Source organism: Marinobacterium sp. xm-a-152 (genome assembly GCF_013282965.1).
Taxonomy (GTDB): Bacteria; Pseudomonadota; Gammaproteobacteria; order Pseudomonadales; family Balneatricaceae; genus Marinobacterium_E.
The window spans coordinates 1-16,413 of record NZ_WBYI01000003.1; the positions used below are offsets into that span (position 1 = coordinate 1).

The 16,413-nt window shown below is 49.4% G+C and carries 19 protein-coding genes and 1 other RNA gene; 7 read left to right on the forward strand and 13 right to left on the reverse strand.

Translation table 11 applies throughout. The features are described 5' to 3' along the window. Positions 1-97 (forward strand): IS3 family transposase (locus tag XMA152_RS03045; RefSeq protein ID WP_173482665.1); only part of this gene is annotated, 97 nt, incomplete at its 5' end. Between the two features lie 170 nt (positions 98-267). Here XMA152_RS03045 and dapB read toward each other — a convergent pair. From dapB to grpE, 5 genes are all read right to left on the reverse strand, one after another. Continuing rightward, the gene (gene dapB / locus XMA152_RS03050; RefSeq protein WP_173482666.1) at positions 268-1,077 is read right to left on the reverse strand and encodes a 4-hydroxy-tetrahydrodipicolinate reductase; all 810 of its coding nucleotides are present in this window, start codon (positions 1,075-1,077) and stop codon (positions 268-270) included. Between the two features lie 22 nt (positions 1,078-1,099). Further along, positions 1,100-1,897 (reverse strand): serine O-acetyltransferase, encoded by a 798-nt coding sequence (gene cysE / locus XMA152_RS03055; protein ID WP_173482667.1) that lies wholly within the window; start codon positions 1,895-1,897, stop codon positions 1,100-1,102. A gap of 3 nt (positions 1,898-1,900) precedes the next feature. After that, entirely contained in the window at positions 1,901-3,028 is a 1,128-nt protein-coding gene (dnaJ, locus tag XMA152_RS03060; protein WP_173480200.1) for a molecular chaperone DnaJ, read from the reverse strand. A gap of 114 nt (positions 3,029-3,142) precedes the next feature. After that, a complete protein-coding gene (gene dnaK / locus XMA152_RS03065) occupies positions 3,143-5,068 on the reverse strand; it encodes a molecular chaperone DnaK (protein WP_173482668.1) in 1,926 nt (641 codons plus the stop codon). Between the two features lie 105 nt (positions 5,069-5,173). Then, positions 5,174-5,764 carry a nucleotide exchange factor GrpE gene (grpE, locus tag XMA152_RS03070; RefSeq protein WP_173480738.1) on the reverse strand — a complete coding sequence of 197 codons (591 nt, stop codon included), beginning with the start codon at positions 5,762-5,764 and terminating at the stop codon, positions 5,174-5,176. A 166-nt stretch (positions 5,765-5,930) separates the two neighbouring features. Between grpE and recN the strand changes: the two genes are divergently transcribed. Next, complete coding sequence (gene recN / locus XMA152_RS03075) at positions 5,931-7,607, forward strand: DNA repair protein RecN (protein WP_173482669.1); 1,677 nt, start codon at positions 5,931-5,933, stop codon at positions 7,605-7,607. 67 nt (positions 7,608-7,674) lie between these two features. Further along, positions 7,675-7,995: an outer membrane protein assembly factor BamE gene (locus XMA152_RS03080; protein ID WP_173480197.1), complete on the forward strand. Its 321-nt coding sequence runs from the start codon at positions 7,675-7,677 to the stop codon at positions 7,993-7,995. A 31-nt stretch (positions 7,996-8,026) separates the two neighbouring features. Here the strand turns inward: XMA152_RS03080 and XMA152_RS03085 are convergent, their stop codons facing one another. Next, complete coding sequence (locus XMA152_RS03085; RefSeq protein WP_173482670.1) at positions 8,027-8,326, reverse strand: RnfH family protein; 300 nt, start codon at positions 8,324-8,326, stop codon at positions 8,027-8,029. Between the two features lie 8 nt (positions 8,327-8,334). Next, positions 8,335-8,766, reverse strand: coding sequence for a type II toxin-antitoxin system RatA family toxin (locus XMA152_RS03090; protein ID WP_173482671.1), 432 nt, complete (start codon positions 8,764-8,766; stop codon positions 8,335-8,337). A gap of 113 nt (positions 8,767-8,879) precedes the next feature. Between XMA152_RS03090 and smpB the strand changes: the two genes are divergently transcribed. Together smpB and ssrA are read left to right on the forward strand one after the other, a co-directional pair. Continuing rightward, on the forward strand, positions 8,880-9,356 hold the full coding sequence (smpB, locus tag XMA152_RS03095; RefSeq protein ID WP_173480194.1) for an SsrA-binding protein SmpB: 477 nt from the start codon (positions 8,880-8,882) through the stop codon (positions 9,354-9,356). A gap of 43 nt (positions 9,357-9,399) precedes the next feature. After that, positions 9,400-9,759: a transfer-messenger RNA gene (ssrA, locus tag XMA152_RS03100) on the forward strand. Positions 9,760-10,142: 383 nt separating this feature from the next. Here the strand turns inward: ssrA and XMA152_RS03105 are convergent. From XMA152_RS03105 to XMA152_RS03130, 6 genes are all read right to left on the reverse strand, one after another. Beyond that, a complete protein-coding gene (locus tag XMA152_RS03105; protein ID WP_173482672.1) occupies positions 10,143-10,586 on the reverse strand; it encodes a LacI family transcriptional regulator in 444 nt (147 codons plus the stop codon). Continuing rightward, a complete protein-coding gene (locus XMA152_RS12800) occupies positions 10,583-11,938 on the reverse strand; it encodes a recombinase family protein (RefSeq protein WP_173482673.1) in 1,356 nt (451 codons plus the stop codon). The genes XMA152_RS03105 and XMA152_RS12800 overlap by 4 nt, the downstream gene beginning before the upstream one ends. Then, positions 11,935-12,435 (reverse strand): DUF2924 domain-containing protein, encoded by a 501-nt coding sequence (locus XMA152_RS03115; RefSeq protein ID WP_173482674.1) that lies wholly within the window; start codon positions 12,433-12,435, stop codon positions 11,935-11,937. The genes XMA152_RS12800 and XMA152_RS03115 overlap by 4 nt, the downstream gene beginning before the upstream one ends. After that, positions 12,432-12,650 carry a hypothetical protein gene (locus XMA152_RS03120; protein ID WP_173482675.1) on the reverse strand — a complete coding sequence of 73 codons (219 nt, stop codon included), beginning with the start codon at positions 12,648-12,650 and terminating at the stop codon, positions 12,432-12,434. Before XMA152_RS03120 ends, XMA152_RS03115 begins: the two co-directional genes overlap by 4 nt. A 158-nt stretch (positions 12,651-12,808) precedes the next feature. After that, positions 12,809-13,690: an ImmA/IrrE family metallo-endopeptidase gene (locus XMA152_RS03125; protein ID WP_173482676.1), complete on the reverse strand. Its 882-nt coding sequence runs from the start codon at positions 13,688-13,690 to the stop codon at positions 12,809-12,811. Then, entirely contained in the window at positions 13,690-14,004 is a 315-nt protein-coding gene (locus XMA152_RS03130) for a helix-turn-helix transcriptional regulator (RefSeq protein ID WP_173482677.1), read from the reverse strand. The genes XMA152_RS03125 and XMA152_RS03130 overlap by 1 nt, the downstream gene beginning before the upstream one ends. A gap of 197 nt (positions 14,005-14,201) precedes the next feature. Between XMA152_RS03130 and XMA152_RS03135 the strand changes: the two genes are divergently transcribed. Both XMA152_RS03135 and XMA152_RS03140 read left to right on the forward strand, forming a co-directional pair. Continuing rightward, entirely contained in the window at positions 14,202-15,431 is a 1,230-nt protein-coding gene (locus tag XMA152_RS03135; protein ID WP_173482678.1) for a hypothetical protein, read from the forward strand. Next, on the forward strand, positions 15,400-16,395 hold the full coding sequence (locus tag XMA152_RS03140) for a hypothetical protein (protein WP_173482679.1): 996 nt from the start codon (positions 15,400-15,402) through the stop codon (positions 16,393-16,395). Before XMA152_RS03135 ends, XMA152_RS03140 begins: the two co-directional genes overlap by 32 nt. Positions 16,396-16,413 lie beyond the last annotated feature (18 nt).

The following is a 16,413-nucleotide window of genomic DNA, read 5'->3' on the forward strand; positions in this document are numbered from 1 at the left end:
AGAATACATTGATTATTACAACAACGAGCGAATTAAGCTTAAACTAAAAGGCCTGAGTCCGATAGCATATCGAAATCAGGCCTTGAGCGCCGCTTAGAAATGAGTCCAACTTTATGGGGTCAGTTCAATGTAGCTGGCTTTTTTTCGCCCTGAATAAAACAGGGCCCGTGCGAGTAACTCGACACGGGCCCATAAAAGGAACAACAACAGATAAATATTATCAGAGAGCGGTAGGAAAAGTACAGTCCTCAACTCTCTGGAGCGGGCTTAACGAAGCTCTAAAACATCCTGCATATCGAACAAACCTGCACCCTTGCCTGACAACCAACCTGCTGCTCGTACAGCGCCTTTTGCAAAGGTCATACGGCTAGACGCTTTGTGGGTAATTTCGATTCGCTCACCCTCTGTGGCAAAGAGTACAGTGTGATCACCAACCACATCACCGGCACGAATGGTCTCGAAACCGATCTCTTTTTCAGGGCGCGCACCGGTCTGACCTTCACGACCGTAGACCGCACACTCTTTCAGATCACGTCCCAGCGCATCGGCAACCACTTCACCCATACGCAATGCTGTGCCTGATGGCGCATCCACCTTATGACGGTGGTGTGCTTCGATCACTTCGATGTCGTATCCACCATCATCACCCAAAGCCTTGGCAGCCACTTCAAGCAGTTTGAAACAGAGGTTTACGCCAACAGACATGTTCGGTGCAAAGACAATGGAGATAGACTCACCGCCCTCTGCCAACTTCGCCTTCTGCGACTCGTTTAACCCCGTCGTACCAATCACCATCGACTTACCAGCCGCTTTACAGATCTCAAGATTAGCAAGAGTCGACTCTGGGCTAGTAAAGTCGATCAACACATCAAAATCGTCTGTCACAGTCTCCAACGAGCCAGTAATTGCGACACCCAGACGACCCACGCCTGCCAACTCACCTGCATCGGCACCAATCAACGAACTATCAGGAAGCACAATGGCTGCGCCAAGGGTCACACCCTCTGCCGCGTCGACAGCTTCGATCAATGTTTTACCCATGCGCCCTGCGGCACCCGTGATGGCAATTCGTGTCATCTCTTTTTCCTTAACTGAAAATCTATTCGTCAGTGACACTCAGCCCTTGGTCCATATCCAAGGCTGGCATATCACTCATTAGGCAACCCACCACTTTGGCTGGAACACCCGCTACCGTCGTATGTGCCTCTACAGGCTCCAAAACCACACTGCCTGCACCTACTTTGGCACCCTGGCCGACTTCGATGTTGCCAAGAATCTTAGCACCGGCGCCAATCAAAACCCCAGCGCGAATTTTCGGATGTCGATCGCCCGACTCCTTACCGGTACCCCCTAGGGTCACGGATTGCAGTATCGAGACGTCATTCTCAATGACACAAGTTTCACCGATAACAATGCCTGTTGCGTGGTCAAACATCACACCCTGACCAATGTTAGCAGCGGGATGAATATCTACCTGAAGGGTCGAACTCATGCGACTCTGTAGATAGTTTGCCAAGGATTGACGCCCTTGACGCCACATGTAGTTAGCCACTCGATATGACTGAAGCGCGTGATACCCTTTTAAGTACAACAGCACCGTGCTGTAGTCACGGATTGCAGGGTCACGCGTGTAGACGGCAAGGAGATCGGCACAGGCAGCTTCGATCAGTGTAGGGTCCGCTTCATAAGCGACCTCAAAGATCTCACGCATCGCCACGGCCGGCACCACATCATCCGATAGCTTTTCAGCTAACAGATATGAGAGTGCCGAACGCAGAGTTGGATGACTGTTTATCGTTGTATGGTAGAAGCTCGTCAGAAGCGGCTCGTTAGCACTTAATGTACTCGCCTCACTCTGAAGTGCTTGCCATACCTCTGCAACCGCCTGATCACCCATAACTTAGGTCATATCCTCAAAGAATTTTTTCACTGAATCAAAGAAGCCGTGCTTCTTCGGTCCATGTTTCTGGTGCTCTTCCGTAGAGTCACGGAACTCTTCTAGCAGCTCTTTCTGACGTGAAGTGAGGCTGACTGGGGTTTCAACAACCGCGCGAACCATCAAATCACCCAAGGCGCCACCGCGTACTGGCTTCACACCCTTGCCTCTCAGACGGAACATCTTGCCCGTCTGTGTCTCTGCCGGGATCTTCAGTTTAACCTGACCATCCAGTGTTGGCACGTTTAGTTCACCGCCCAACGCTGCATCGACAAAGCTGATCGGCACTTCACAGTAGAGATTGGCACCGTCTCGTTCAAAAATTGGGTGATCTTTAACACTCACTTGAACATAGAGATCGCCTGAAGGGCCGCCGTGTGCTCCTGCTTCGCCCTCGCCAGATAGACGAATACGATCACCTGTATCAACACCCGCTGGGATCTTAACTTCCAATGTCTTGGTCTTCTGCGTACGGCCCTGGCCGTGACAGACATTACAAGGATCAGAGATGACTTTGCCTTCGCCATGACAGGTTGGACAGGTCTGCTGAACCGCAAAGAAACCTTGCTGCATACGGACCTGACCGGCACCACCACAGGTACCACAGGTCTTAGCCGTAGTACCCTTCTTAGCGCCGCTACCATCACAGGTTTCACAAGAAACGTAGGTAGGAACTTTTAGCGTCTTTTCACAACCGCGAACGGCCTCTTCAAGACTCAAATCAAGGTTGTAACGCAGATCGGCACCGCGACGCACGCTGGAACGACCGCGACCACGACCACCGCCGCCACCGAACATGTCGCCAAAGACATCGCCAAAGATATCTGAGAAGCCACCTTCAAAGCCACCGCCCATACCACCTTGGCCACCCAAGCCAGCATGACCATACTGATCGTAGGCCGCTTTCTTCTGCGCATCAGACAACACTTCGTACGCTTCACTGATCTCTTTAAACTTGAGTTCAGCCGCCTCGTCATCCGGGTTGCGGTCAGGGTGATACTTCATCGCTAGGCGACGGTAAGCCTTTTTGATGTCACGGTCAGATGCATCACGAGAGACACCTAAGAGTTCATAATAATCTTGCTTGCTCATACTGCGTGTAAACCTGTAATTACGCTATCGTGAATATGACAACGCGGGAGTAAAGACCCCCGCGCTGACACACGATTTTGTGAGAGTCTTAACTCTCGTTATTGCTTGCTAAGCTTACTTCTTGTCGTCTTTGACTTCTTCAAACTCAGCATCAACAACATCATCGCCTGCATCGCGAGCCGCTTCAGCTTCAGCGCCTTGGCCAGCTTCTGCTTGTTGTGCAGCGTCTGCATACATCTTCTGAGCAACACCCGAAACCGCTTCCGTTAGCGCTTCAGTTTTTGCTGTGATCTCTGCAGTGTCAGAGCCTTTCAACACCTCTTCAAGTGCAGTGATGGCTGCTTCGATGTTCGATTTCTCTTCATCAGAAGCCTTGTCACCCGCATCTTCTAGCGTCTTACGTGCTGTGTGAACCATGGCATCACCCTGGTTACGAGCAGCCGTTAGCTCTTCAAATTTCTTATCTTCTTCAGCGTGCGCTTCGGCATCCTGAACCATCTTCTCGACTTCGTCATCGCTTAGACCAGAAGAGGCTTTAATAACGATCGACTGCTCTTTACCAGTCGCCTGGTCTTTAGCAGAGACGTTTAGGATACCGTTAGCATCGATATCGAAGGTTACTTCGATCTGTGGCATGCCACGTGGTGCTGGTGGGATATCCGCAAGGTCGAAACGGCCCAGCGACTTGTTCTGAGTCGCTTGCTTACGCTCACCCTGAACAACGTGAATGGTTACCGCTGTCTGGTTGTCTTCCGCTGTCGAGAAGGTCTGAGACTTACGCGTAGGGATCGTCGTGTTCTTGTCGATCAGTGGTGTTGCAACGCCACCCATGGTTTCGATACCTAGAGTCAGTGGTGTTACGTCCAGTAGAAGAACGTCTTTAACATCGCCTGAAAGTACCGCACCCTGAAGGGCAGCACCCATCGCTACCGCTTCGTCTGGGTTAACGTCTTTACGTGGCTCTTTACCAAAGAACTCAGCCACTTTCGCCTGCACCATTGGCATACGAGTCTGACCACCGACGAGGATAACGTCGTCGATTTCAGAAGCGGATAGGCCAGCATCTTGCAGTGCAATGCGACATGGCTCAAGTGAACGTTGTACAAGATCTTCAACCAGTGACTCTAGCTTCGAACGAGACAGTTTAACGTTCAAGTGTTTAGGACCTGTTGCATCCGCAGTGATGTAAGGCAGGTTAACGTCAGTAGACTGTGCCGATGAAAGCTCAACTTTCGCTTTCTCACCCGCCTCTTTTAGACGCTGTAGCGCTAGCGGATCGTTGTGTAGATCGATGCCAGACTCTTTCTTAAACTCGTCTGCTAGGTAGTTGATAACCGCAAGGTCGAAGTCTTCACCACCTAGGAATGTATCACCGTTGGTTGCGAGTACTTCAAACTGGTGCTCGCCATCAACGTCTGCAATTTCGATGATCGAGATATCGAAAGTACCACCGCCTAGGTCGTACACTGCGATCGTGCGATCACCCGCCGCTTTGTCCATACCGTAAGCAAGTGCAGCAGCAGTAGGCTCGTTGATGATACGTTTAACTTCTAGACCTGCGATACGACCCGCATCTTTAGTTGCTTGACGCTGAGAGTCGTTAAAGTATGCCGGAACCGTGATAACCGCTTCTGTCACAGACTCGCCTAGGTAATCTTCAGCAGTCTTCTTCATCTTCTTAAGAACTTCTGCAGAGATCTGTGGTGGTGCTAGCTTCTCGCCTTTCACCTCAACCCACGCATCACCGTTGTCCGCTTTAGCGATGTTGTAAGGCACCATCTTGATGTCTTTCTGTACAACATCGTCTTCAAAACGACGACCGATTAGACGCTTGATCGCGAATAGCGTGTTGTCTGGGTTAGTAACTGCCTGACGTTTCGCCGACTGACCAACCAGAGTTTCGCCTTCTGCTGAGTAAGCAATAATCGACGGAGTGGTACGATCGCCTTCAGCGTTCTCAATAACTTTAGTTTTATCGCCTTCAAGTACTGCTACACACGAGTTGGTAGTACCTAGGTCAATACCGATGATTTTACCCATGTTTAAATCTCCTAATGACACCGCGCTGGGTGTTTAAAACTGTTTTACCTTAACCCCTATATGGGTGTGGTCTTTCAAATATCAAGTCTGGTTTATAAAAAGGTCTTAACCTTTAGCGACCATCACCATCGCAGGACGAACTAAGCGACCATTAAGTAGGTAGCCCTTCTGCATCACCGCAATAACAGAGTTTGGTGCTGCACCTTCCGCTTCAACCATCGACATCGCTTGATGGTGCTCTGGGTTGAACGCCTCACCCTCTGGGTTGATCACTTCTAGATTGAATTTAGCAACGCCATCGATGAACATTTTGTGCGTCATCTCAACGCCTTCACGAAGCGGTTTAACTACCTCATCTTCGACCTGGCTCGCCTCAATAGCGCGCTCTAGACTGTCGATGACCGGCAGTAGCTCTTCGGCAAATTTCTCAACAGCAAACTTACGCGCTTTATCCACCTCAACCTCAGCACGACGGCGCTGGTTAGCGATCTCCGCTTGGGCACGAGGTTCAAGCTCTGCCAGCTGTTTTTGCAGCTCAGCAATCGTCGCATTCGCAGCGGCTAGCTCTTCTTGAAGGGATTCAACGGTCAGCTCTTCCGTCTCAACCAGTTCAGGCTCCACAAGATTCTCTTCAGCCGTCGCGTCGACTTGACTCTCTTCAACCTGATCTTGGTGTGTCTGATCTTCATTCGCCATGGTGTTATCTCCAGAATCATTCAATCTTGTCTCCTATGTGGTATCGGCCAACTGAAATTCAACCCTTCCGCGCGCTTTTTTGACCTAAGGCTGCACTTTTCTATTGCCTAATCCACAAATATTGGTTAAAAACACAGTAACTGTATATCTAAACAGGTATTGAGCCATGTTAACGCTACTCAGCATTCGAAACTTTGCGATCGTCTCGACACTCGACCTAGAACTAAAATCGGGCATGACCGTCGTCAGCGGTGAGACCGGTGCCGGCAAATCGATCATGCTTGATGCACTGGGATTAGCCTTAGGCAAACGTGCAGAAGCCGACTCGGTTCGAGAAGGGGCGAAACGAGCTGAGATTAGCGCTGCGTTCGATATACAAGCACTACCCGAAGCGAAACGCTGGTTAGAGGCGAATGAGCTAGAGTCGGAAGAGATTAACGAGTGTATTTTACGCCGTACACTGAGTGCCGACGGTCGCAGCCGTAGCTATATCAATGGCCACCCCTGCCCACTGAACCGCGTCAAAGAGCTGGGTGAGCTGCTTGTCGATATACACGGCCAGCACGAACACCAACGCCTATTAAAGCGTGATTTTCACCGCACCCTGCTAGACAACTACGCCAAAGCCAATGAGACAGCACTGGAAGTACGCAAACTCTTTACCCAGTGGCAATCGAAGCAGAGTGAGTTGAAACGCCTTCAAGACATGAGTGAAGAGGCGAATGCGCAACTGCAACTGCTGAGCTATCAAACGGAAGAGCTCAACCGTTTAGACCCTCAAACAGGTGAACTGCAAGCCTTAGAAGAGGAGCAGAAGATACTCTCCAACGCAGGGTCAATCCTTAACAGTGGCCAACAGATCCAGATGCTTCTTAGCGAGGGTGAAGAGAGCAACGCCACAGCGGTACTCAACCAAGCACTGCACCTATTGGGCGACATCGAAGCGGACTCACCTGCACTACAGCAGACCGCCGAGATGCTAAACGCTGCTCTGATTCAAGTGGAAGAGGCCGAACGCGAGTTGAGCCATTTTGTTCAACGAGTTGAGTTGGACCCTGAGCGCTTACAAGAGGTGGAAGATCGCTTAACCAGCATCTACGATCTAGCCAGGAAACACCGCATTGCGCCAGAGCAGTTACCGGAATTAAAAGACCAACTAAATACTGAACTCGACTCTTTGGCTCATGTCGATGAGAACTTAGAGCAACTCGAATCCGAGGTTGCTACGGCTAATGCCGCATTGATTGAGAAAGCTCGCCAACTCAGCAAACTACGCAGCAAAGCAGCCAAACAGCTTGATAAAGAGGTGAATGAACAACTTGCCATGCTGGGCATGAACAGTGCACGTTTCACAGCCAGCCTGAGTGATATCGATCCTAAATACATTACGGCCCAAGGCTTGGAAGAGATTGAGTTCCTGATCAATACCAATCAGGGCCAAACCGCAAAACCGCTGGCCAAAATTGCCTCGGGTGGTGAACTGTCACGAATTAGCCTTGCGATTCAAGTTGTAACGGCTAAGACGACTGACACCCCGACACTCATTTTTGACGAAGTCGATGTCGGTATTGGCGGAGGCATTGCCGAAGTCGTTGGCCGACTGTTACGTCATTTGAGTGAACGAGCACAGATTCTCTGTGTCACACACCAACCTCAGGTGGCTTCACAAGGAACCCAACACCTGTTTGTCAGCAAAGGCGCAGACACCGGTTCGGTTGAGACCAAAATCACACCACTCACCGAAAATCAGCGCATTAATGAGATCGCTCGAATGCTGGGTGGACTTGAGATGACTGATACCACCCTTGAGCACGCTAAAGAGATGCTGACCAGCGCGCTATAGACTGGTCGATTCAAACAGTGGCGTGTAAACTAATGCCACTTTGAACAGTAACAGGAACAACCTGAACATGCGCAAGCTCATCATCTCTGCCTTTCTTGCTACTCTCGTGACCGGCTGTACAACCTTTCCAGGCGTGTACAAAATGGATGTTCCGCAAGGCAACCAGGTGACACAAGAGATGGTAGATCAGCTTCGCCCTGGAATGACGCCGAGCCAAGTTCGCTATGTGCTAGGAACACCCCTGTTAACGGATACCTTCAACCAGAACCGATGGGACTATGTCTTCCAGTTGGTACAAGAGGATGAAGTGGTAGAGCTACGTCAGTTTCGCGTCTACTTTGAAAACGACAAGCTGGTGCGTTTGGAAGGCGATCTGAAACCTCAGTAACGCAGAGCTCAACGAATACAAAAAAGCCAACTTACGAGTTGGCTTTTTTGGCTTTAGCTTCGGCTGCTCGACGAGCGCGAACCTCTTTAGGGTCAGCAATTAACGGGCGGTAGATCTCTACTCTATCACCGTCACGCAAGACCTCTGCTTTAGGGTCCTTGATCGCACGACTGAAGATACCCATTGGGTCACTGTTGATATCGATCTGTTTATACAGCTCAGCAATGCGCGAGCGAACAACCGCATCATATGCCGTTGTACCCTCTTCTACTTGCAGAGCAATGATCTTCTGTTCAGTCGGCAGAGCATAGGCCACTTCAACGTTAATCACTGATCACCTCATCCGTAAATTTGATCAGCGCGCGACACAAAGGCATCCACCAAAGTTGTCGCGACACTATTAAACACTTTAGACATCGCCATTCCAGTTAGCTTGCCCTCAAACTCGAAACTGAGATTGAGTTCCACCTTAGAAGCTTCATCTGACAACTCAGTGAACGTCCAAACCCCCTCAAGACTTTTAAAGGGGCCATTAACCAAACCAATGGTCATTGAAACGGGACGGACCAGATGATTACGCGTCGTAAAATCATAACTAAGCCCCCCTTTAGCGAGCTTCAGTGTCGCTTCGAGCATCTCATCACTCTCTGCGATCACCTCCGTGCCAGAGCACCAAGGCAGGAACTCTGGGTAGCGACGCACATCGTTGATCAGATCAAACATCTGCTCAGCGGTGTGTAATACAAGAGCGGTTCTATTTACGACCGTCATAGCGGTAGGCAAATCTCAAATAACAGTTACAAGCTGCTTATTGTCCAGTTTATATACGCTTTGAACAAGAGGATTCCTTCCTTTGCTTACAACAGCTCTATATAATCCGCCGCATGGCAAAAAAGAAGAAAGCTCCTGGCGGAAACACCATCTGCCAAAATAAACGTGCACGATTCGAGTACAGCATCGAAAATAAATTCGAAGCTGGCCTTGTGCTGACCGGGTGGGAAGTCAAAAGCCTACGCGAAGGCCGCGCACAACTGGTTGAGTCTTACATCGATTTTAAAAACGGTGAAGCTTGGCTATTGGGTGCCCACTTCTCGCCATTAAAAACCGCCTGCACACACGTTGTTGCAGATCCGGTTAGACCACGCAAACTGTTGCTGAACCGCACAGAACTGAACCGCCTAGCCGGTGCAGTCGAAGCCAAAGGTTTCACCTGTGTCGCACTGAGCCTCTACTGGAAAGAGAGCAAAATTAAGTGTGAGATTGGTTTAGCAAAAGGTAAGAAACTTCACGACAAACGTGCGACTGAAAAAGAGCGCGATTGGAACCGTGAAAAGCAGCGTGTTCTCAGCAAGAACCAATAGAGTTCTTGTAACCCAGATAGCAAACGCTATACTGGCCAGTTCTGGGGGTGACTTGGATTCGACGCCGATTGCGAACCCTTAGGTGCATGTCGAGAATGTGATGATTCTCGTAAATCCCTCATCACACAGTTATAGTTGCAAACGACGATAACTACGCTCTAGCAGCCTAAGCCTGCTAGCGCTGCCCTCTAAGGTGTCTATAACTCAGAGTTTCGGCAGTGTCATATGAGATAGAATCGCCCGGAGACTTCGCCTTAAGGCAAAGGGTTAAAACTCAAAAAGGCTCGCCCATAACAGCCTGACTCTCGGCTCGTGACGGGTTAACTCAATAGAGATGTCTATGCATGTAGAGCTTGAGGCAGAGGATTGACGGACGCGGGTTCGAAACCCGCCACCTCCACCAATACACTAAGGTCAACCGGAAGCGGTTGGCCTTTTTTATTGCGTATCTATTTGTATTCTTTGGGGTTAATGAGTGTTCCTGAAGAGGTTGGTCGCGCTCAATTTTTCAGACATATTCCCAATATTGTCTCTCAATACCGGATATTCTCTGCAACTCTCTACTCTTCGAAAAGTCGAAGTCAACGAACCGAGTTTTTATAATCTAAATATTTTCAATAAGTTACTTACGGACTAATCGATTAGTTGATTAAACGCATTGGGTCTCAATATAGAATTTCATGCCAAACCTCGTCGAGCTTACGAGGGGTGGATTCCAGCGGACGCAGCCTCTATAGTCGTCTTGTCAGGTCTTAGGACTCTAGTAGACCTCGTCTACTACTCTGTTCACCGGCCAAGGCTTACAGAATATGTACTGTCCATTTGCTCCTTCCAAATAACAGCAGGGTCCACTGCTAAATCAAATAGTGTCACGTGGTCCGGCACCTCATCATCCAGTATCGCCTCGACGATCTCCGGAGCCAGCGTGGTCAGGTTGATCATACGACTGACGTAACTGCTATCGATACCCTCTCGCTTTGCTATTTCTTTTAGACTGGACACCTCGCCTGACTCAAACATCCTCACCCATCGATGACCGCGTGCCAGTGCTGATTGAAGTATGGTCGGCTTTTGATCCCAGGGCCGGCCTATGATTTCACCATCAGGCCTTTTTAATAGCTTACGACCGCTACGCCGGCTAATTTTGATCGGAATTCGGATGCTCAGCTGGCCGTCACTGGATTGATATGTCTCTCGATTGCCTGATGTATTTAGTTCAATCTCGTTCATATTGACGCTCCAGAATCATAGTTTCGCTGGGCAGACATCAATTCCCTGGTCACAGTTTCAAGACCATTTAGACGCATCCGCACTTCAATATCATCGGGCGAGACTACAACTTTCTCTACCAATAACTTGGTGATGCGTTCATGTTCCGCAGGTAATAAGTGGTCCCATATACCATCGAGCTGAACCATCGCAACGGTGACCTTGGCTTCATCAAGATCATTATCGAGTACTACACCTTGCGGAATTATTCGCTCTAGCATCGGGGGCGAGCGAAGAATTTCACGCAGCTGGGATACTACCGTGGTTTCCAACTGCACTGCTGGATAGCGCGCCAAACCTGATGCGCCAGCATATTCTTTGACATCTCGCTGCGGTATGTAGTAGCGGTAACGCTTTCCATTCTTTTTCGTCGTTTGCCAAGGCGTCAAAGTATGGCCGTCGGATCCGAAGACGATACCTTTCAGCAGAAATGGAACTTTGGCTCGAGTACGATTCGCTCGAACTTTCCCGTTTGTCGCCAATATCGCGTGGACTGCATCCCACTCCTCTTGAGTGATGATTGGCATATGCCGTCCGTCATACCACTTATCTTTGTGATGGATTTTGCCGATGTAAGTCTGGTTGTGGAGGTACTTGTAGATCATGCCTTTATCGATGGGCTTACCGGCCCGGTAGTTTCCATCCTGTGTCGTCCACGACTTGCTTGTTGCGCTTTCAAGCTGAAGCTCTCGTACCAACAGCGTCGCTGATCCCAGTTCTACGAAACGTGTAAATATTTGCTTCACCAATTTGGCTTCTTTCGGGTTCGGTACTAGATGACGGTCTTTAACGTCATATCCTAGCGGTGGAATACCACCCATCCACATGCCCTTTTTCTTGCTAGCGGCGATTTTGTCGCGAATACGCTCTCCTGTTACCTCACGCTCAAATTGGGCAAATGAAAGCAGAATATTCAGCGTCAGTCGCCCCATCGATGAGGTGGTGTTGAACTGCTGAGTCACGGAGACAAAGGAGACCTTGTGGCGATCAAATATCTCAACCATCTGCGAGAAGTCCGCCAAACTACGAGTTAGTCTGTCGATTTTGTAGACAACAACAATATCAATTTTACCGGCTTCAATGTCTCGCATTAGACGCTGCAGTGCTGGTCGATCCATATTGCCACCGGAGTAGGCTGGATCTGCATAATCATCAGCCACTGGTATCCAGCCCTCGTGTCGCTGGCTAGTGATGAAATTGTGCCCGGCGTCAGTCTGGGCATGAATCGAGTTGTACTCTTGATCTAAACCCTCATCGTTGGATTTTCGGGAGTAAACCGCACAACGTTTTCTCTGTTTTATCTCTGTACTCACTTAGCACCCCCTGCCACTTTATTTTTCTTTGGCCGAGTCGCCGACCTCAGACCAAAAAACACCGGACCTGACCAACGAGTCCCTGTAATGATCCGTGCGATTTCAGAGAGACTGCTATAAATCATCCCTCTATATTCGAACTCCTCATCAAGTGTCACGATCACTTGATGTTGCACACCTTGGTACTCACGAATGAGTACAGTCCCTGGTTCAGGAATCTGTTTGCCAGCTTTTCGTGGGCTCCCTGTATCTTTGAGCAGTTGGTCAACTCTCTTTTTATTTTTCTCAAGCAGTTCGGGGTTATGTTTGCGGTATGCATCCTCCTGGAGTTTGAAGGCCAACCGGCGCTCAAGATAAGGACGACGATTGGTCGGCGGTTTAGTTTGATACGTTTCCCACCAGAGTAATTTAAGATCCTCAAATGGCAGCTGTATGAGATCCGCTATCTGTGCGATAACCGAATCAGGTATCTCGACTAGTTTATGTTTTCTGTTCATTCCGACTCCGTATGGTTGTGTAGGGTGTCGTTTGTATGAACGCTCTTCTCCTGGCAGAAGCCAAGCTCAACTTCGCTATACTCTGAAGGTGTCTGCGGACTAGCGCATCCACTCTCGCGTAGACGAACCAAGCCATTCGCCAGGAGTTGCGCGACTTCGTTGAGTCGCTGGCTCGGATCCATCTTGTCGGGTGGAATCTGTTTGATTTGATACATTGGTACGCACTCCTGAATAACTAACGACCGTTGACGATAATTTTCAGGGTGGATGGTCTATCTGGCCATCACGTAGTTTCGAGCCGATATGTGCTCGTGAGGGCTAATGCAAAAAGTGATCGAAATATTTTCGATTAGAGGTAGGCGGTTACACTGTTTTAGATGAAATGGCTGACGGTATCTTCGAGCAACTCATCCTCTCGATCGTCATCGTATCCATCGTCAATATCTGGCAGTAGCAGCAAGGTGAGTGTGTAATCGTATTGCTCTGTCGCAACCATGGTTTCGATCAGCTCAAGCTCAGGGTGCTCATTCTCAAACCAGTGGTGAGCAGGAATGGTTTGTTTGGAACCATAGGCTGGAGATTCCTCGCGCACGGCCAACGCTGATTCAGGTAACTCAATGGTATTTTTACGCGTCGCGAATACCGCGCCAGATTTGTATGCAGCCTGATTGGAGGAGGCCCACAACATAAAACCGTCGCGACTGGCCACAAGAACTGCTCGTTTAGGTGTGACTTTAATCCAACGGAGAGCCGCAGCGGTTAGCGATACGCCATAACGTTCTGCAAGTTCGCTGAACAGCTCAAATCCCGGCTCTTCGTTGTAAATCTGCTGGCGAAAATCATCGACTGGCATCAGTAGTTCCGCAGCAAATTCATCAGCCTCTTTCTCGAGGTCACGATCTACACCTACCTTCTCCGAAGCACGAGAGTTAGTGCATTTGAACTGAAGCTGGTCCTTTCTATGCAAGATGTAATGCCCAAACTCATGTGCGATGGTGAATCGCTGCCTCCCCTCCGTCCAGTTAGTGTTGTAAATAATCATCCATTTCGATTGATCAGATGATGCCTTCAACATCCCATCAAAATCGTCAAATGACTCTCCAACGACCTTAGTGATGGGGTCGGCACTCGTAGCCTGAGAATAATCTTGCGCCAGTCGTACCACATCAACTGGGAAACGATCAGGCCCCAACACTTGATTAAGCATTGCAGATATTTGGTTAGCAGTGCGCACTGGGCGCTTGAACTGGCTCATCAATCAAAGGCGTCCAGGATTTTCTGGAGTTTGACCTTATCGGGATCGGACAGCGACTGGTATTTCCGGAAAAATGCCATGTCCTTTACCTCTTGATCGGGCGTCATATCCGTCGCCGTCATTAGGAACTCGCTGGTCACTTCCAAAGCCTTCGCTAATTTTGCCAGTTTGTCGGCAGATGGGTTCGGATCATCCTTATTCTCCAGCTCCCACAGGTAGCCTTTACTCGAATCGGTCATCTCCGCCAGCTTATCGAGGCTCAACTTCTTCTCTTTTCTCAGGGCTTTAATTTTATTTCCCAGTGGCGAAGGCACTTTTTTCTCCGAGTATTAATGACTTGTAGACTTACTCACAGGATACCACCAGAAAGAACACTTTTGTATTGGCTTGACAAACCTAGCATCGATTATCAGAATCAGTTTTGTTCGGTATAGCGAACTTTTTAAACCAGCGTCGCTCCTTACTCGGGTGGTAGCTGATAACAACTCACCGCCCGATGAAGGAGCTTTACATGACCGATCATGAATACATTTCAAAATTGATTCGGCATCTACCACCTGATGTGTGCCGCACGTTTCTGGCCCAACAAACATCTGTGGAAATCCCTGAACTCAATACCAAAGACACGCTAACCGCCCAACGTGCTGTACTCACCACCCATATGTCAGAGCTGAGTGTTCACACACTTCAAAAATTGGAGGAGCTCTGCGAAAGCATCGCGCTGCTTTCCGATGGAGCAGGGCAAGATGTAATTGAAGGAATCAAGCAAGAGATCAAGACAGATAAGGGGTTAGAGGCTTTTTCTGCTCTGCGAAACCCTTATCATAGATCACTCTGGTTCTTCGAGAATGAGCCCCGTTTATTTGATGAGGCTCTGAACTCACGTCAGGCCGATCTCTTTCGTCAGAGCCAATCTTGCTACTCAGGCTTCTTAGCCGATGTAGACTTGATCCTCCATGAAGATGAGCAATCACAGGAGCGGTTTCATGAAGCGGCCGCGGCACATTTCGGTTGCCCAAAAGATGAGATCGCAATTCAAGTTTTCCGTCGTTTACGGACTGACACAACAGCAGAGCCAACCATCGCGTTGTATCAGGTCAGCATTCACTACAACCGCCCACCCGAAATCGTAGAACGCGTTCAGCATAGCGAACTTGTAGCCAACGAAGTGGTTCGGGCTATTTCGTCCCATATCACCTACGAACCCGATAAAGGTTACGTTGAGGTACTATCTAAGGATACGCAGGGGCGTGACGCTCTGGCAGCCATCGTTGCCGGCACACTGCTTGCTTCACCCATCACAGGCGAGTCGGTCCCTATCAAGCAATACGATTACCAAAGTCTGGCGGCACCGCGAAACTTTGATATTTCAAACGAACCAGTCACCAGCGTTAAAGTCCTTGAGCTTGGGTATGCTGGACCGATTTGCGGATCCTCGATTGCCAAGGTCTCCATCCGAGACCCTCAAGATATCTACAGCGCAGCAAAGAGCCTATACAACAATCCCGCATTCGAATTCCGTGACTACACACTGAATTACGCCAAGATCTCCATCAAACTACGCAAAGAGGGTCGCGGTCGCGCCAGAACGATCACCATTGAACTGCGTGGCGAAAACCGCTGCAATATCAAAACCAAACGTGAGAAGGATCGCGCCTTATGTGACCACCTGCTTCACAAATGGAATCTCGTCAAGGAGGTCTCGAAGGATGCGCGCCCTATCGACCCACTCGCTGCTTGATCTAATAAAGCTCTTCGAACAGTCCGTTCAAAGGGTGGTTGGTGAGGACGGGCAAATACTGACCGGCATTCCTGGGTGGAGGCTTCGCCAATACGAAGCACTGGATTCAGAACGCATCTCTGAATGGTGTGATTGTATTGGCTATGCCGGCTACTACCAGGCGCCCTATGGTAATGATCACTGTGACGTTGATGTTTTTCCGGATGATGGGTCTGACCGATATCTATACCGTTGCCCAGAAACCTTTAGGCTCCGAGCGATAGAGCCTACAGAGATAGGCATATACCACCCTCGGAAAGAACTGTTTCTAAACGCTATGGCTGACCTCTTAGATATCCCAGTGGCTCTTCGTAGCGGAATATCACAAGCCGACATTCAGGGAACACTCTGGCGAATCGGTAAAGTCCGCGTGGGGCCTACACTCACGGACATCTGGGTAGCCCGCGGTTTGGCATTGTCTGTTGATGCCGTTTTTCAACGTCTACAGCAAACTGACTTGTCCGATCTTGGGATAATTCTCACGACGGGTAATTCTCTACCCGCCATCATTACAGTGCCACGTCACTATCGAGTCATACCTATCAAAGAGGTAATCGATTCGACGCAGAACGTAGCGAGAATCGATATGGAGAGGCTCAGCCAATTGGTGACTGGAGCGAACTTCCCAGACGACCACCAAAGGTCGCCAGTTCATTTTGATGAATACAGCAATAAGCTGACCATTCGCACCAACCCAGTACCTTGGGTGATCACCGGTCTTAAGCAGGCGGCAGCCGTCAAATATATGGCCGAGCAGGCGAACAAGGGGAGATGGAAGCTTTCCGCCGCTGAAATTCTCGGTAGCGTTTACGGCACACAAAATCTGGGCCGCAGTAGGCGAATGCAGGACCTTTTTAAAAGTAATTCCCAATGGCGCGATTACATTACAAATCACGAGAAAGGTATTTGGGGATTTGTGACCTAAAGTTGCTAGGAATGTATC

What these genes read in the sequence shown, in the direction of transcription:
- dapB (WP_173482666.1), bottom strand. Translation starts at nt 1,077, where the DNA reads ATGACACGAATTGCCATCACGGGTGCCGCAGGGCGCATGGGTAAAACA.
- cysE (WP_173482667.1), bottom strand. Translation starts at nt 1,897, where the DNA reads ATGGGTGATCAGGCGGTTGCAGAGGTATGGCAAGCACTTCAGAGTGAG.
- dnaJ (WP_173480200.1), bottom strand. Translation starts at nt 3,028, where the DNA reads ATGAGCAAGCAAGATTATTATGAACTCTTAGGTGTCTCTCGTGATGCA.
- dnaK (WP_173482668.1), bottom strand. Translation starts at nt 5,068, where the DNA reads ATGGGTAAAATCATCGGTATTGACCTAGGTACTACCAACTCGTGTGTA.
- grpE (WP_173480738.1), bottom strand. Translation starts at nt 5,764, where the DNA reads ATGGCGAATGAAGATCAGACACACCAAGATCAGGTTGAAGAGAGTCAA.
- recN (WP_173482669.1), top strand. Translation starts at nt 5,931, where the DNA reads ATGTTAACGCTACTCAGCATTCGAAACTTTGCGATCGTCTCGACACTC.
- XMA152_RS03080 (WP_173480197.1), top strand. Translation starts at nt 7,675, where the DNA reads ATGCGCAAGCTCATCATCTCTGCCTTTCTTGCTACTCTCGTGACCGGC.
- XMA152_RS03090 (WP_173482671.1), bottom strand. Translation starts at nt 8,766, where the DNA reads ATGACGGTCGTAAATAGAACCGCTCTTGTATTACACACCGCTGAGCAG.
- smpB (WP_173480194.1), top strand. Translation starts at nt 8,880, where the DNA reads ATGGCAAAAAAGAAGAAAGCTCCTGGCGGAAACACCATCTGCCAAAAT.
- XMA152_RS03105 (WP_173482672.1), bottom strand. Translation starts at nt 10,586, where the DNA reads ATGAACGAGATTGAACTAAATACATCAGGCAATCGAGAGACATATCAA.
- XMA152_RS03115 (WP_173482674.1), bottom strand. Translation starts at nt 12,435, where the DNA reads ATGAACAGAAAACATAAACTAGTCGAGATACCTGATTCGGTTATCGCA.
- XMA152_RS03120 (WP_173482675.1), bottom strand. Translation starts at nt 12,650, where the DNA reads ATGTATCAAATCAAACAGATTCCACCCGACAAGATGGATCCGAGCCAG.
- XMA152_RS03125 (WP_173482676.1), bottom strand. Translation starts at nt 13,690, where the DNA reads ATGAGCCAGTTCAAGCGCCCAGTGCGCACTGCTAACCAAATATCTGCA.
- XMA152_RS03135 (WP_173482678.1), top strand. Translation starts at nt 14,202, where the DNA reads ATGACCGATCATGAATACATTTCAAAATTGATTCGGCATCTACCACCT.
- XMA152_RS03140 (WP_173482679.1), top strand. Translation starts at nt 15,400, where the DNA reads ATGCGCGCCCTATCGACCCACTCGCTGCTTGATCTAATAAAGCTCTTC.